We start from the raw sequence: 15,626 nt of genomic DNA, 5'->3' as shown, positions 1-15,626 counted from the left end.
GCCTTCACTCCAGGGGCGCGTCGGGATCGGCGACGCCGGAGCGCAGCGCCTCGGTGAACCGCCGGACGGTCGCCGTGATGGTCGCCGCGTCGAAGACCCGGCTGTTGTACTTCAGCGAGCCGAGGACGGTGCCGTCCGGCTCGACCTCCAGGTCCCACAGGGCGCCGTCGGGGATGTGGGAGCTGATGTCCTGCCGCAGGGTCCGCCGGATCCGCTCGATCCGCACGCCCGCGTGCGCGGCGCCGTCCAGCGTCGGCGGGAACTGCGCGACCTGGAACCCGAACACGGCGCGGTCCGGGTCGGCGAACTGCCGCATCAGCTCGGGCGTGGCGATGTACTCGAACGGGACGTCGTTGGCGTAGGTGTCCAGGCAGGTCGCGCGGGTGCGGACGGTGACGTCGCGGAAGGTGGCGCAGTCGCCGAGGTCCGTGCGCAGCGGCACGAAGTTGAAGAACGATCCGACCGTCTCCTGGAAGCGCGGCTGCCGCCGGTTGGAGGTGATCGTCGGCACCACCAGGTCGGTGACGCCGGTCATGCGCAGCAGCGCGGTGTTGTAGGCGGCGAGCAGCACCATGAACGGCGAGCACCGCATCGCCTTGGCGTAGTCGAGTGCGGCGGCGGCCACGGGGCCGTCCAGGACGAACCGCTCGACGGCCGCCACCATCTCCTCGCCCTCCGGCCGCGGGCGGTCGGCGGGCAGCGCGAGGATCTCCGCGCCCGGCAGCGTCTTCTCCCAGTGCTCCCGGGAGGCGGCGACGGCGTCGCCGGTCAGGTTCTCCCGCTCCCATTCCGCGAACTCGACGTACGACGGCGCCTCCGGCAGCCGGGGCGGACGGCCCTCGCGGCGCGCCGCGTACAGCTCCGCCAGATCCCGGATGATCAGCTGCATCGACCAGCCGTCGGTGGCGGTGTGGTGCGTGTTGACCACCAGCGCGGCGTCGGCGCCGTCGAACCGGCCGAGCACGGCGCGCAGCAGCGGCAGGTCGCCGATTGCGTGGGTGCCGGCCTCGACGTCGTTGATCAGCTCCTGCGCGGCGCGGTCCCGGTCGGCGGCGCCGGCCAGGTCGCGGACCTCCAGTTCCGGCGGGGACGTCGGCTGCACGGCCTGGGAGCGGTCCCGGTCGCCGCGCACCAGCGAGGTGCGCAGGGCCTCGTGCCGGTCCACCAGGTCGGTCAGCGCCGCGCGGAGCGCGCCGATGTCGAGGTCGCCGCGCAGCCGCCAGCCGTCCGCCAGCGTGTACCGCGGCCCGAACGGCCCGGCGCCGTTCCCCTGGTCGAACATGCAGAGGAATTCCTGGTTGAAGGAGAGCGGACCCCGGCTCACCGGTGTCGGCGACGTTGCGGAAATGGCCATGCGGAGTCCTTCCCCTGGAGCGGTGGTGGCGGTGAGCGGCGGCGGGAGGGAGCGCCCGGACGCGTCACCCTCCGCAGAATCACCCGGTGCCGGAGGCGGGTGCATCTCCCGGATTGCCGCGGTACGGGCGGTGGGCGCGCAGAATCAGCGACACCCCGGGCAGCGACGCCACCGGCAGGAACCGCTCGCCGCCGACGACCGCGCCGAGCGCGGCGTTCAGCAGCGGATGCGGCGGGCGCAGGTCGTCGCCGCCCCGGCCGCGCCGCCACCGCACCACGGGACGCAGCAGCACGTTCCAGCTCCACAGCCGGTCGACGACCAGCCCGGCGCGGGTGACCACGGCGGCGAGGCCGGAGCGGTCGTAGCGGCGCACGTGCGACAGCGCCTCGTCGTGCGGCGACCAGAGCGCCATGTCGCACGGCACGGTGATCAGCGCGGTGCCGCCGGGCCGCAGCACCCGCGCGATCTCCCGGACGGCCCGCTCGTCGTCGTCTACGTGCTCGAGCACGTCCAGCGCGGTGACCACGCCGAACGCGCCGGACGGCAGCGGCAGGGCGCGCGCGTCGGCGCGCACCGCCGCCAGCCCCCGCGACCGCGCGATCGCGACGGCCTCGGGGGAGATGTCGGCGGCGAGCGCCCGCCAGCCGTGCGCCGCGAGGACCCTGGTGTTGCCGCCGCCGGCGGCGCCGACGTCCAGGGCCCGGTCCCCGTCGCGCGGGCGGGGCAGGCGCCGCAGCTCCCGCGCGAGCCGGGCGCGGCGCTCCCGGAACCACCAGTGCCGGTCCTCCTGCTCGGCGAGCCGGCGGATCTCCGTCGCGTCCATCGGGTTCAGTCCTTTCTGCGGAACACCCACCGGTCGAAGCCGATGTAGCGCAGGACGGTGATGCAGAGCTGTCCGAGGCCGAGCAGGACCACCTCGACGACCTTTCCGGCGTGCGGCGCGGTCAGGTGGAGGACCACGACCTCGGCCGTGGTGACGGCGAAGCTGGCGGCGAACAGCGTCGCGGCCTTCAGGTGAAGCACGACCAGCGGGCCGCCCGCGCGGTTGAACGTCCAGCGCCGGTTGGCCTCCGTGTTGAACAGCCCCGCCAGCACCAGGGCGCCGAAGTTGGCCGCCAGCGCCGGCCACACCGAGCGCAGCGCCACGTAGAGCGGCACGTAGAGGAGCGTGGAGATCGCGCCGATGACGCCGAACGCGGCGACCTTCGGCAGCCGGGCGGAGCGCGGCCGGGCGAGGATGGCGTCGGGGTGCGCGGTCCGCAGCTCCCGCGGGCGCGGCAGGCGCAGGTCGGCGCGGCCGGTCGCCATCGTCCCGGCGAGCCGGGCGAGCCCCGTGAGGTTCTCCCAGGACGCCCGCGCGATCCGCACCCGCGAGTCGACGTCCTCGACCCAGTCGACGGGGACCTCGTGGACGCGCAGCCCGTTGTACTCGGCGAGCAGCAGGAACTCGGTGTCGAAGAACCAGCCCTGGCTGCGGACCCGCTCCAGCAGCGGCCGGACGGCCTCGGTCCGGGCCGCCTTGAACCCGCACTGGGCGTCGGAGAAACTGACGCCGAACCCGTACCGCAGCAGCCCGTTGTAAGCCCGCGAGACCAGCTCGCGTTTCAGGCCGCGGCGAATCCGGGAATGCGGGTTGAGCCTGCTGCCGATCGCAATTTCCGACTGCCCGCTGATGAGCGGGGCGACCAGCGGGAGAAGCGCGTCCAGCCCGGTGGATAGATCTGCGTCCATATACGCGACGATTTCCGCCGTGCTGTCGCACCAGGCGGCCTTGAGCGCCGCGCCCTTGCCGCGGACGGGCAGCCGCACCGGCCGCACCTCCGGGAACTGTTCGGCGAGGTCGTGGGCGACGCGCCAGGTCCCGTCCGTGCTGTCGTTGTCCAGGATGGTGATGCGCCAGGAAAGCGGAAAGGAACCGTCCAGGAAGGAATGCAGGGTCCGGACGCAGCCTGGCAGCGACCGTTCCTCGTTGAGCACGGGAATGACGATGTTGAGGGTCGCCTTCCCCGTTCCCGTTTCCGTGCCGGTGGGGCGCGGAACAGATTTCTCCTCCACGGCGGGCTGTCCCTTCTCCGGCCGGGCGTCTCAGGTCATCGTCATCACCGGCGGCCGCCGCCCGCATCTCCGGAAATGCGTAGGCCGCCGCGCCCCGCCCGGCCCGTTCGGCATTCGTGAAGATGCGCGGTGAGCAGGGCTGGGATGTAGTTGCGGGGAGAATCGACGACCCGCGGAGGAGCCGATGCTGCTGCAGAACAAGAACGCCGTCGTCCACGGCGGCGGAGGCCGGATCGGGGGCGCCGTGGCGCGCGCGTTCGCCCGGGAGGGCGCCCGCGTGTTCCTCGCCGGCCGCACCCCGGGCCGGCTGGAGAAGACGGCCGCCGCCATCGCCGAGGCCGGCGGCGCCGTCGAGACCGCCGTGGTGGACGCGCTGGACGAGCGGGCCGTGGAGGAGCACGCCGCCGCGGTCGCCGCCGCGGCCGGGAGCCTCGACGTCTCCTTCAACGCGGTCGGGACCTGGGGAGACGTCCAGGCCACCCCGATGGTCGAACTGGGCCTGGCCGACTACCTGCGGCCCGTCGAGATCGCGACGACCGCCCACTTCCTCACCGCGCGGGCGGCGGCGCGGCGGATGGCCGCGCAGGGCTCCGGCGTGATCCTCACGCTCAGCGCGACCGGCACGCTGAGCAAGGTCGCCCTGCGCACCCCCATCCCCATGGGCGGCTTCGGCGTGGCGTGCGCCGCGATCGAGGGCCTGACCCGCGCGCTCGCCGGGGAGCTCGGCACGTCCGGGGTCCGCGTGGTGTGCCTGCGGCCCGAGGGGATCGCCGAACCGTTCGCCGACCCGGACCCCGACTCGCACCGCGCGACGATCACGAACGTGGTGGAGCAGGAGGCGCTGCTGCGGCGCCGCCCGTCCGTCCAGGAGGTCGCGGACGTCGCGGCGTTCCTGGCGTCCGACCGGGCCGGGGCCATGACGGGCACCGTGGTGAACGTCTCCTGCGGCACGGTCGTCGACTGATGGCCGGGTCCCGGCCGCTGACCGGCGACGAGTACGTGGAGAGCCTGCGCGACGGGCGGGAGGTCTACCTGTACGGCGAACGGGTCGAGGACCCGACCCGCCACCCGGCCTTCCGCAACCCGGTCGCGATGACCGCCCGGCTCTACGACGCGCTGCACGACCCCGCCCGGCGCGACGTCCTGACCCGCCCCACCGACACCGGGAGCGGCGGCTACACCCATCCGTTCTTCACCACGCCGCGGTCGGCGGACGACCTGGTCGCCGCGCAGGGCGCGATCGCGGAGTGGGCGCGGCTCAGCTACGGCTGGATGGGCCGCAGCCCCGACTACAAGGCGGCGTTCCTCAGCACGCTCGGCGCCAACGCCGACTTCTACCGCCCGTTCGAGGAGAACGCCCGCCGCTGGTACGCGGAGGCGCAGGAGAAGGTCCTCTACCTCAACCACGCGATCGTCCATCCGCCGGTGGACCGCACACGCCCGCCCGACGAGGTCGCGGACGTCTTCGTGCACGTGGTGCGGGAGACCGACGCCGGCGTGGTCATCAGCGGGGCGAAGGTCGTCGCGACCGGGTCGGTGCTCACCCACTTCAGCTTCATCGCCCACTACGGGCTCCCCATCAGGAAGAAGGAGTTCGCGCTGGTCGCCGCGGTGCCGATGGCCGCGCCGGGGGTGAAGCTGATCTGCCGGACGTCCTACACCGCGTCCTCCGCGGTCATGGGCGGCCCGTTCGACTACCCGCTCTCGTCGCGGCTGGACGAGAACGACACGATCCTGGTGTTCGACGAGGTGCTGGTTCCGTGGGAGAACGTGTTCGTCTACGGCGACGTCGGGCGCTCCCAGCTGTTCACCGGGCAGTCGGGCTTCCTGGAGCAAGGCACGTTCCACAGCTGCACGCGCCTCGCGGTGAAGCTGGAGTTCATCGCCGGGCTGCTGGTCAAGGCGCTGGAGATCAACGGCACCGACGGGTTCCGCGGTGTGCAGGCCCGGGTCGGCGAGGTGCTGGCGTGGCGGAACCTGTTCTGGGCGCTGTCGGACGCGGCGGCCCGCAACCCGGTGCCGTGGCGCAACGGTGCCGTCCTGCCGAACCCGCGCTACGGGCTCGCCTACCGGTGGTTCATGCAGCAGGCGTACCCGGCGGTCCGGCAGAACATCCTGAAGGACGTCGCCAGCGGGCTCATCTACGTCAATTCGTCCGCCGACGACTTCGCCAATCCCGACGTCCGCGGCTATCTCGACCGTTACCTGCGCGGCTCCGGCGGGGTGGAGGCGCAGGACCGCGTGAAACTGATGAAACTGCTGTGGGACGCCGTGGGAACGGAGTTCGGCAGCCGGCACGAACTGTACGAGCTCAACCATTTCGGCAACCACGAGACCACGCGGGTCGACCTGCTCACCGCGCAGCTTGCCAGCGGCGAGATCGACGGCTACAAGGCGTTCGCCGAGCGCTGCATGGCCGAGTACGACCTGGACGGCTGGACCGCGCCGGACCTCGACTCCTTCCGGGAACTGCGTAAATTCCGCGATTTCTGAGCGCAACCCGGGAGATGCCGGAGCGCGGCCGCGGAACCGACAATGGTAAAAGTGGAACTCCATGGGAAGGCAATGATGTCACCGGCACAACGGTCGCCGTTCTCCGATATGACGGTTGACCACCTGCGTTTCTACGTCACCGATCTCGACGAGCAGGTCCGGCGTTTCACCGGCGGATACGGATTCCGTCCGTACGCGGACGCCGAGTCCGCGGCGGAGGGGCGCTCGGCGGGGCTCGGCGCGGGCCGGATCCGGCTGGTGCTCACCGCGCCGCCGGAGGGCGACCACCCGGGCGCGGCCTACCTCTCCCGGCACGCGGACGGCGTCGCCGACATCGCGCTCGGCGTCGCCGACGCCCGCGCCGCCTACGCGGCGGCCGTCGCGGCCGGCGCGCGCCCGGTCGCCGAGCCGTCCGAGCGGGACGGGTTCGTGACCGCGACGATCGGCGGGTTCGGCGACACCGTCCACACGTTCGTGCAGCGGCCCGCGGGCGCGGACGAGCGCTCGCTGCCCGGCCTGCCGGCCCGGCCCGCGGCCGGGGCGGCGGACGGCGGCGACGGCACCGGGCTGTTCGCGGTCGACCACCTCGCGGTGTGCGTCGAGGCGGGCGAGCTGGAGGCGACGGAGCGGTTCTACCGGCGCGTCCTCGGCTTCGAGACGATCTTCACCGAGCGCATCGCGGTGGGCGCCCAGGCCATGATCACGACGGTGGTGCAGAGCATGTCCGGCGAGGTCACCCTCACCCTGATCGAACCGGACCCGTCGCGCACCGCCGGCCAGATCAACGACTTCCTCAAGACGCACGACGGGCCCGGCGTGCAGCACATCGCGTTCGCCACCCGCGACATCACCGGGACGGTGCGCGCCATGGCCGCCGGGGGCGTCGACTTCCTCACCACCCCCGACGGCTACTACCGGCTGCTGCCCGAGCGGCTGACCGTCGCCCGGCACACCGTTCCCGAGTTGCGGGAGCTGAACGTCCTGGTCGACGCGGACCACGACGGCCAGCTCTTCCAGATCTTCACCCGGTCGGCGCACCCGCGCGCCACCCTCTTCTTCGAAGTGATCGAACGGCTGGGGGCGCGCTCGTTCGGCTCCGGCAACATCCGGGCGCTCTACCGGGCCGTGGAGTCCACCCGCACCGGGGCGGAGGGATGACCTCCCGTCCCGCCGCGGCCCTCCGGAAAGGACGTCGCAGATGACCGAGGCCCAGTACCGCGACCCGCGGACCGTCCCGCACGAGGGTGAGCTGGAGCGCGAGTCGCGCGAGCGGCTCGCCAAGCTGCTGGCCGAGACCCCGATCCCGCCGCAGTACCTGATCGACAACCTGACGGTGTACCTGCGCCGGTTCGAGCTCAGCGACCTGCTGTCGATGGACGCGCTGTACCGCATGATCCCGGACCTGCCCGGCGTGATCATGGAGTTCGGGGTGCTGCACGGCCGGCACCTGGCCGCGCTGACCGCGCTGCGGCACGTGTACGAGCCGTACAACTCGCTGCGCCGGGTCGTCGGGTTCGACACCTTCGAGGGCCTCACCGGCATCGCCGACATCGACCGGGCCAGCCCGAGCGCGGTGGACGGCCGGTTCGCCGTCCCGCCCGACGAGGTGGAGCACCTGCGCGAGGTCCTCGCCGCGCACGAGGTGGGCGAGCCGTTCGGGCACACCCGCCGCAGCTTCGTGGTCAAGGGCGACGTCCGCGAGACCGTGCCGCAGTACCTGGCCGACCATCCCGAGACGGTCATCGCCCTCGCCTACTTCGACCTCGACCTGTACGAGCCCACCCGCGACACGCTGCGCGCGATCCTGCCGCACCTGACCCGCGGCAGCATCGTCGCGTTCGACGAGTTCGCGCACCCCAAGTGGCCGGGGGAGACGACTGCGCTGCAGGAGGTCATCGGGTTCGACCAGGTGTCCCTGCGGCAGATCTCGGTGCCCGGCCGCGAGCCGCCCGTCATCTACTTCCGCTGGGGCGAGTGACGCTCCGGACGTGTCCTCTCCGGGACGCCCCGTTCGTCGGTAGGGCGAAGGGGCAGGACACGAACTACCGGAAGGGGACTGCCATGGAGAAGGTGATCTCGGCCGACGGCACCCCGATCGCGTTCGAGCGATCGGGGGAGGGGCCGGCGGTGATCCTGGTGGGCGGCGCGTTCAACGACCGCGGCTCGGCGGCGCCGCTCGCCGAGCTGCTGGCGCCGGGCCTCACCGCCGTCCGCTACGACCGGCGAGGGCGCGGCGACAGCGGCGACACCCCGCCCTACGACGTCGCCCGCGAGATCGAGGACCTGGCCGCGCTGGTCGCCGAGATCGGCGGCCGGCCAGCGCTGTTCGGGCTCTCGTCGGGCGGGGCGCTGGCGCTGCGCGCGGCCGCTGCCGGCGTGCCGGTGTCGCGGGTCGCGGTGTACGAGGTGCCGTTCGTCCCGGACGACGAGGGTGCCCGCGAGCACGCCCGGCGGCGGGGCGACGCGGTGCGGGCGCTGCTGGACGAGGGACGCCGCGCCGACGCGGTGGTGGAGTTCATGACCGGCATCGGGATGCCGCCGGAGATGGCGCAGGGGATGCGGCACACCCCGATGTTCCCGGCGCTGGAGGCCATCGCGCACACCCTCGCCTACGACCACGAGGTGATCGCGGCGGACGCCGGCGGGTCCGTCCCGGCCGACCTCGCCGCGGGGGTCGCGGTGTCCGCGCTCGTCGCCTACGGCGGCGCGAGCCCCGACCCGATGAAGGAGGTCGCGCGGCGGCTCGCGGAACTGCTGCCGGCCGGCGAGCACGCCGAGCTGGCGGGGCAGTCCCACGACGCCGCGCCCGGCGCGCTGGCCCCGGCCCTCACCGCGTTCTTCGCGGGCTGACCGCCCGCACCGTCCCGGCGCCGCCCGGTCACCGGCATCCCGCCGGGACCGGGCGGGCGCCGTTCTCGGCTCGCACGCCGTTCTCGGCCCGCACGGCGTTCTCGGCGCGCGGCTCCCGGCCGGCGCGGTCTTCTCGGCTCGTGCGGTGTCCGTCCGGCGCCGGGTGTCCTTTCCGCCGCCGCGCGTTCGTCGGTAGGGCGACTGAACCGAACGAGCGGGAGGTTGCAGGTCCCATGTCCGCAGTGCACAGACTGTCCGGGCTCCCCGTCGGACGGCTGACCAAATGGCTGGTCGTGCTGTTCTGGATAGTCGTCTTCCTCGCCACCGGATCGCTGTCCGCCAAACTCGCCGACGCGCAGAAGAACGACGCGTCCCAGTGGCTTCCGGGCAACGCCGAGTCGGCGAGGGCCCTGCAGGTGGCGCAGCGGTTCCACTCGCGCGACACCTATCCGGCGCTGGTCGTCTACAAACGGGACGGGACGGCGGTCACCGCCGCCGACCGCGCCAAGGCCGCCGCCGACGCCCGCCGCTTCGCCACCCTCACCGAGGGGGCCGGCGGCGCGGTCGACAGCCGCGTGGTCGGCGTGGCGGGCCCGATGCCGTCCAAGGACGGCCAGGTGCTGGAGACGGTCGTCCAGATCAAGGTCGGCGCGAAGGGCTGGCCGGCCCTCGGTCCGATGGTCGACCGGCTGCGCGCCACCGCCCGCGCCGGAGGCGGCGGCCTCCAGGCGCACGTGGCGGGCCAGGCCGGGTTCCAGGCCGACTCCAGCAAGGCGTTCACCGGGCTCGACTCGACCCTGCTCGGCGTGACCGTGCTCGTCGTCATCGCGATCCTGGTGCTGACCTACCGCAGTCCGATCCTGTGGGTCCTGCCGCTGATCGGCGCGTTCCTGTCGCTGAACGTGGCACAGGCGATCATCTACGGGCTCGCCCGGCACGGCGGCCTCACCGTCAGCGGGGAGAGCTCGTTCGTCCTCATCGTCCTGGTCTTCGGCGTCGCCACCGACTACACCCTGCTGATCGTCTCCCGGTACCGGGAGGAGCTGCGCCGGCACGCCGACCGGCACGCGGCGATGGCGGCGGCGCTGCGCCGCGCCTCGCTGAGCCTCGCCGCGAGCGCCGGCATCGTCGTGCTGGCGATGCTGTGCCTGACGGCCGCGGACCTGAACTCCACCCGGAGCCTCGGGCCCGTCGCCGCGATCGGCGTCGCGGTCAGCCTCGCGGTGATGCTGACGTTCCTGCCCGCCCTTCTCGTCGTGTTCGGCCGCTGGATGTTCTGGCCGGCGCGTCCCCTCGCCGGGTCCGCGGAGCCGGACCGCGCGGGCCTGTGGGCGCGGGCGGGCGGCGTCATCGCCGCGCGGCCGCGGGCGATCTGGATCGGCACCGTCGTGGTGCTGGGCGCGCTGTCGTTCGGCGTCCTCGGCCTCAACGCCAACGGCTTCAGCGGTGCGAACTCCTTCCGCGGCAAGCCCGACTCGGTCGTCGGCCAGCAGGTCAGCGACCGGCACTTCCCCGCCGGGGCCGGGCAGCCGCTCCAGGTGGTCGGGCGGGCCGGGGCGGGCGACGCGCTCGCCGCCGCCGTGTCCCGCACCCCCGGGGTCGCGGGCGTCGGCGCGCCCCGCACCTCCGGTGACGCCGTGTATCTGGAGGCCACGCTGACGGCGCAGCCCGGGTCGTCCGCCGCGTACCGGACGGTCGACCGGGTCCGCTCCGCGGCGCACGCGGTGCCGGGCGCCCAGGCGAAGGTGGGCGGCGGCGACGCGGTCAACCTGGACGTGCTGCGCGCCTCCCGGCACGACCGCGCGGTGGTGATCCCCCTGGTGACGCTGGGCGTGCTCGTCCTGCTGCTGCTCGTGCTGCGGGCCGTCGTCGCGCCGCTCGTCCTCGTCGGCACGGTGCTGCTCGCCTTCGGCGCCGCGCTCGGCCTCAGCGCCCTGGTGTTCGACCACCTGGCCGGCCTGCCCGCCGCCGACCCGTCCTTCCCGCTGTGGGCGTTCGTCTTCATGGTCGCCCTCGGCGTTGACTACAACATCTTCCTCGCCACCCGGATGCGGGAGGAGGCGCTGCTGCACGGGCCCCGGCCGGGCGTGCTGCGCTCCCTCGCCGCGACCGGCGGCGTCATCACCTCGGCGGGCGTCGTGGTCGCCGGGACGTTCGGCGCCCTCGGCGTCCTGCCGCTGGCGTTCATGGCCGAGATCGGCATCGCGGTGGCGCTCGGCGTGCTGCTGGACACGTTCGTGGTCCGGTCCGTGCTGGTGTCGGCCGTGGCGCTCGACCTCGGCCGGTGGATGTGGTGGCCCGGCGAGATCTTCCGGCGCGGCGAGCGGGCGGACGAAGCCGCGCCCGCGGCGGAGTCCGCCTCGGTGGCCGACTGACGGACGTCCGGGCCCAGGTCCGCACGATCGAACGAGACGCCCGCGCGGCGGCGGGAGACGCTGGTCGTGCCCGCTGCCCGCGGGGTCTCCGCATCGGGAAAGGACCGGCTCGTGACGGATCTGAAAACCGTGATCGCCGACCTGGACGCCGAGAGCGCCCAGGTTGACCGGATGGTCGCCGGCCTGGACGGCGCGGGGTGGGCGCGGCCCACCCCCGCCGCCGGCTGGACGGTCGCCGACCAGGTCGCGCACCTGGCCTTCATCTTCCGGCTCGCCGGGACCGCGGCCTCCGACGCCGCGGCGTTCCAGGCGCTGACCGCGCGTGCGAAGGACGACTTCAACGGCGCGGTGAACGCCGCGCTGCGCGAATACCCCACCGGATCACCGGACAAACTGCTGGCCGTCTGGGAGCGCGAGCGCGCCGACGGCATCGCGGCGCTCGCCGCGTTCCCGGAGGATCAGACAGTGCCGTGGCTGGTGAACCCGCTGCCCCCGGCGATCCTCGCCTGCGCGGGAATCATGGAGGCGTTCGCGCACGGCCAGGACATCGCCGACGCGCTCGGGATCCGCCCGGAGCGCACCGACCGGCTGCTGCACCTGGTCGGGTTCGCGATCCTCACCCGCGACTTCGGCTACCAGACCCGCGGGCTCACCCCGCCCGCGCACGAGTTCCGGTACGAGATCACCGCCCCGTCCGGCGCCCGGTGGACGTTCGGCCCGGCCGACGCCCCGGACCGGATCAGCGGCCCGGCCGAGGACTTCTGCCTGCTGGTGACGCGGCGGCGGCACCGCGCCGACCTCGCCGTGACCGCGTCGGGGCCGGAGGCCGACCGGTGGCTGGACATCGCGCAGGCCTACCGCGGGCCCGCCGGGCCGGGACGCGCCCCCGGGCAGTTCGCCGCGGCGTCCTGACGCCCTGGGACCCCGCCGCCGCTCGGCGGGCGGGCCGCGGCCGGGCGCCGGCTCAGGGCTCCCAGACCGGCCGGACCTCGATCTGGCCGATCCGGGCCCACGGGTGCCCGGCCGCGGCCTCCAGCGCCGCGTCCATCGTCGGGCACTCCAGCAGGTTGAACCCGCCGATCTGGTCGCGGGTCTCGGCGAACGGGCCGTCCGACAGCAGCACCTGCTCGTCGCGGACCCGCAGCGTCCGCGCCTCCTCGCTCGGCCGCAGGCCCGCGCCGCCGCGCAGGTAGCCGCGGCGCTCCATGTCCCGCGTCCACTCGTCGCAGCCGTCCATCGCCACGGCGGCCTTTTCGACCTCGGCGGCGCTCATGCCGGTCGACACGTCGCTGCAGAAGATGAGCATGTACTTCACGCCCGCATGCTAGTCCACGGCCGTGCCGCGCCGGTGCCGGCGGCGGGCCGGTGGCGCGGCGGCCGTCGGCCGCGGGACCGGATCAGCGGACCGTCTGGCCGGGCGCCGCCCGCACCTCGGTGCCCTGCCGCTCGAGCGACGTGGCGACCGACCGCGACGCGGCCTCCCGCGTGTCGCCCACGCTCACCATCAGCGCGACGAGCTGCGCCTCGAAGCACACGTCCGCGTCGTACGGCGCGACCAGGTACGCGCCGAGCTCCAGGGTGACGAGCCCGTGGATGGCGGTCCACATCTGGTGCGCGACGAGCTCGGCGTCGTCGGCGGTGAACCGTCGCGCGCGCACGCACCGGTGCGCGCAGTGCACGACGTTCATGAGGGTGTAGCGGCCGTGCTGGCGGTCGGTCTCCGACAGCGAGAACCCGGCCAGCGAGGCCGCGCCGAACATCACCGCGTACAGGTGCGGGTTGGCGTGGGCGTTCAGCCGGTACGCCCGGCCGAGCAGCGCCATGTCGGCGACCGGGTCCTCGGTGATCGCCACCCGGTTGAAGTACGACTGCAGCCGCGCGAACCCCTCGTGGACGACCTCGCGTACCAGCCCGCTCATCCCGCCGAAGTAGGTGTAGACCACCATCGTCGAGCAGCCGGCCTCCGCGGCGAGCCGACGCGCCGTGAGCGCCTGGGGGCCCTCCTCGCGCAGCAGCCGCGCCGCGATGTCGACGAGCGCCGGCCGCATCCGCGGGTCGTGCCGGCGGGGGCTCATCGGCGTGGCCGCGCGGGCGTCGCGCCCGCGCCGGTCGGAATGGGGAGTGTCACGTTCGAGTCCCTCGTCGCATCGCACGTGGCCGGATCCCGCGGCCAAGCATCTTTCGATCATGCGCTTCCGAGACTAGCCAAGCCGGCCGGTCGGCGACTATTCCAACGTGCGGAGTGCGCGGGCCCCGCCGGGACGGCGCGCGGACCCGCCCTGTGACGATGCGTGACCGCGAGGCTGCCGACGGGAGCCGGAGGGCGGCTACGATGGGCGTGCCGCAGGACCGGCAGGGAGGGTTCGTGAGACACCCGTTCGAGACCCCGTGACGCCGCCGGGGGTGGAGTCGGCCGTCGACGGCGCGTTCCGCGACGAGTGGGGCCAGATCGTGGCCTACCTGATCGGGCTGACCGGCGACTGGGACCTCGCGGAGGAGTGCGCGCAGGACGCGTTCGCCCGCGCGCTGGAGAGCTGGCCGCGCGACGGCGTGCCGCGGCGGCCCGGAGCCTGGCTCACCACGGCCGCCCGCAACCGCGCGACGGACCGGCTGCGCCGGGAGGCGACCGGCAGCGCGAAGCTCCGCCAGCTCGCCGTGCTGGCCGACCGCGCGGCCGCCGGCGCGGAGACCGACGACGGGGCGGCGGTCAGCGGCGTCCGCGACGACCGGCTCCGGCTGATGTTCACCTGTTGCCATCCCGCGCTTCCGCTGGACGGGCGGGTCGCGCTGACGCTGCGGACCCTCGCCGGGTTGACCGTCCCGGAGATCGCCCGCGCCTTCCTCGTCCCGGAGGCGACGATGGCCAAGCGGCTGCAGCGCGCCAAGCGGAAGATCCGCGACGCCGGGATCCGGTACCGGGTGCCGGAGGCCGCCGAGCTGCCCGAGCGCACCACGGCCGTCCTCGGGGTCCTCTACCTGCTGTTCACCGAGGGCTACTCGGCGACGGCCGGCGCGGAGCTGATCCGTCGGGAGCTGTGCGCCGAGGCCATCCGGCTGGCCCGGGTCCTCGCCCGGCTCATGCCGGAGGAGGCGGAGGCGGGCGGGCTGCTCGCGCTGATGCTGCTGCACGACGCCCGCCGCGGCACCCGGGTGGACGCCGGCGGCGACCTGGTGCCCCTGGAGGAGCAGGACCGCGCCCGCTGGGACCGCGACGAGATCGCCGAGGGGGTGGCGGTGCTGGCAGCGGCGTCGCACGCCGGCGAGCCCGGCCCCTACCGGCTGCAGGCCGCGATCGCCACCTGCCATGCCACGGCCCGCGACGCCGCCGACACCGACTGGGCGCGCATCGCCGCGCTGTACGGGCGGCTCGTCGAGCTGGTCCCGTCGCCGGTGGTGGAGCTGAACCGGGCGGTGGCGGTGGGGATGGCCGAGGAGCCCGCGGCAGGGCTCGCGCTCGTCCGGCGGCTGGAGGACGACGGCGACCTCGCCGGCTACCACCTGCTGCCCGCCACCCGTGCCGACCTGCTGCGCCGCCTCGGCGACGGCGGCGCGGCGGCCGACGCCTACCGGGCGGCGCTCGCGCTCGCTCCGACGGACGCCGAGCGCCGCTACCTCACCCGCCGCCTGGCGGAGACGTCCCGGCAGCGGTGACCCGGCGGGACGGCGCGCCCCGGCGGGGTCAGGACTCCTCGGAGATCCGGCGGCGGACGTCCTCCCGCAGCGCCTTCTTGTCGACCTTGCCGACGGGCGTGAACGGCAGCGCGTCCACCAGGACGAGCCGCTCCGGCCGCTTGTAGCGCGCCGCGCCGGCCCGGTCCATCTCCGCGACGACGTCCGCCAGCCGCGGCGCGGCGCCCGGCCGGGGCACCGCGTAGAGGCAGACCCGCTCGCCCAGCACCGGGTCGGGCATGGCGACGGCGGCCGCCTGCGCGATCCCGGGCAGGCGGTGGGCGAGGTCCTCGACCTCCTCGGCGGAGATCTTCTCCCCGCCCCGGTTGATCATGTCCTTGTCGCGGCCCTCCACGACCAGGTTGCCGTCGGGGCGCAGCCGGACGATGTCGCCGGTCACGTACCAGCCGTCCGGCGTGAAGGCCCGCGCGTTGTGCTCGGGCGCGCGGTAGTAGCCGCGCAGCGTGTACGGGCCGCGGGTCTGCAGGACGCCCGGCTCGCCGGGCGGCACCGGGCGGCCGTCCGCGCCGACGACCCGCAGCTCGTCGGCGGGGCAGATCGGGCGGCCCTGCGTCCCGAGCACGACCTCGTCGGGGTCGCCGGGGCGGGTGAAGCAGATCAGCCCCTCGGCCATCCCGTACCCCTGCTGCGGGGCGCAGCCGAGGACCGGGCGGATCCGCCGGACGAGCGCGGCGGGCGGCCGGGCCCCGCCGATCTGCAGGGCGCGCAGGCTGGACAGGTCGCGCCGGTCGTCCGCGGCCCGGTGGTCCACCCAGCGCTGCGCGACCGCGGGGACCGCGCCGGTGTCGGTGACGCGCTCCCGCTCGATC

General features: G+C 74.3%; 14 protein-coding genes. 8 read left to right on the top strand and 6 right to left on the bottom strand.

The genetic code is table 11. The features are described 5' to 3' along the window. Positions 1-4: 4 nt before the first annotated feature. The 3 genes from E1293_RS09360 to E1293_RS09350 all read right to left on the bottom strand — a co-directional run bounded on the left by E1293_RS09360 (position 5) and on the right by E1293_RS09350 (position 3,331). Positions 5-1,354, bottom strand: coding sequence for a condensation domain-containing protein (locus tag E1293_RS09360; RefSeq protein ID WP_165978152.1), 1,350 nt, complete (start codon positions 1,352-1,354; stop codon positions 5-7). A 79-nt stretch (positions 1,355-1,433) separates the two neighbouring features. Further along, positions 1,434-2,177, bottom strand: coding sequence for a class I SAM-dependent methyltransferase (locus E1293_RS09355; protein WP_132195949.1), 744 nt, complete (start codon positions 2,175-2,177; stop codon positions 1,434-1,436). Positions 2,178-2,182: 5 nt separating this feature from the next. Continuing rightward, complete coding sequence (locus tag E1293_RS09350) at positions 2,183-3,331, bottom strand: glycosyltransferase (RefSeq protein ID WP_243716122.1); 1,149 nt, start codon at positions 3,329-3,331, stop codon at positions 2,183-2,185. A 262-nt stretch (positions 3,332-3,593) separates the two neighbouring features. On the opposite strand from E1293_RS09350, the gene E1293_RS09345 reads away from it, so the two are divergent. From E1293_RS09345 to E1293_RS09315, 7 genes are all read left to right on the top strand, one after another. Then, positions 3,594-4,373: an SDR family NAD(P)-dependent oxidoreductase gene (locus E1293_RS09345; protein WP_132195945.1), complete on the top strand. Its 780-nt coding sequence runs from the start codon at positions 3,594-3,596 to the stop codon at positions 4,371-4,373. Next, a complete protein-coding gene (locus E1293_RS09340; RefSeq protein WP_132195943.1) occupies positions 4,373-5,902 on the top strand; it encodes a 4-hydroxyphenylacetate 3-hydroxylase family protein in 1,530 nt (509 codons plus the stop codon). Before E1293_RS09345 ends, E1293_RS09340 begins: the two co-directional genes overlap by 1 nt. Before the next feature lie 108 nt (positions 5,903-6,010). After that, positions 6,011-7,060, top strand: a complete 1,050-nt coding sequence (gene hppD, locus E1293_RS09335; protein WP_243716121.1) for a 4-hydroxyphenylpyruvate dioxygenase — start codon at positions 6,011-6,013, stop codon at positions 7,058-7,060. Between the two features lie 40 nt (positions 7,061-7,100). Further along, positions 7,101-7,880, top strand: coding sequence for a class I SAM-dependent methyltransferase (locus E1293_RS09330; RefSeq protein WP_132195941.1), 780 nt, complete (start codon positions 7,101-7,103; stop codon positions 7,878-7,880). Between the two features lie 83 nt (positions 7,881-7,963). Beyond that, positions 7,964-8,752 carry an alpha/beta fold hydrolase gene (locus E1293_RS09325; protein ID WP_132195939.1) on the top strand — a complete coding sequence of 263 codons (789 nt, stop codon included), beginning with the start codon at positions 7,964-7,966 and terminating at the stop codon, positions 8,750-8,752. Positions 8,753-8,985: 233 nt separating this feature from the next. After that, complete coding sequence (locus tag E1293_RS09320; RefSeq protein WP_132195937.1) at positions 8,986-11,127, top strand: MMPL family transporter; 2,142 nt, start codon at positions 8,986-8,988, stop codon at positions 11,125-11,127. A 111-nt stretch (positions 11,128-11,238) separates the two neighbouring features. Then, positions 11,239-12,039, top strand: coding sequence for a TIGR03084 family metal-binding protein (locus E1293_RS09315; RefSeq protein WP_132195935.1), 801 nt, complete (start codon positions 11,239-11,241; stop codon positions 12,037-12,039). A gap of 52 nt (positions 12,040-12,091) precedes the next feature. Here the strand turns inward: E1293_RS09315 and E1293_RS09310 are convergent, their stop codons facing one another. Both E1293_RS09310 and E1293_RS09305 read right to left on the bottom strand, forming a co-directional pair. Next, positions 12,092-12,433: a YciI family protein gene (locus E1293_RS09310; RefSeq protein ID WP_243716126.1), complete on the bottom strand. Its 342-nt coding sequence runs from the start codon at positions 12,431-12,433 to the stop codon at positions 12,092-12,094. Between the two features lie 91 nt (positions 12,434-12,524). Continuing rightward, positions 12,525-13,280 (bottom strand): TetR/AcrR family transcriptional regulator, encoded by a 756-nt coding sequence (locus E1293_RS09305; protein WP_243716120.1) that lies wholly within the window; start codon positions 13,278-13,280, stop codon positions 12,525-12,527. Between the two features lie 235 nt (positions 13,281-13,515). On the opposite strand from E1293_RS09305, the gene E1293_RS09300 reads away from it, so the two are divergent. Next, positions 13,516-14,778, top strand: coding sequence for an RNA polymerase sigma factor (locus E1293_RS09300; RefSeq protein WP_132195933.1), 1,263 nt, complete (start codon positions 13,516-13,518; stop codon positions 14,776-14,778). Between the two features lie 28 nt (positions 14,779-14,806). Here E1293_RS09300 and E1293_RS09295 read toward each other — a convergent pair. Further along, the coding region (locus E1293_RS09295; RefSeq protein WP_165978150.1) for an AMP-binding protein at positions 14,807-15,626 on the bottom strand (820 nt) is incomplete at its 5' end.

The organism is Actinomadura darangshiensis, from assembly GCF_004349235.1.
In the GTDB taxonomy this organism is placed as follows: domain Bacteria; phylum Actinomycetota; class Actinomycetes; order Streptosporangiales; family Streptosporangiaceae; genus Spirillospora; species Spirillospora darangshiensis.
The sequence above is the reverse complement of the archived record's forward strand: the minus strand, read 5'-3'. Positions and strand labels throughout refer to the sequence as shown.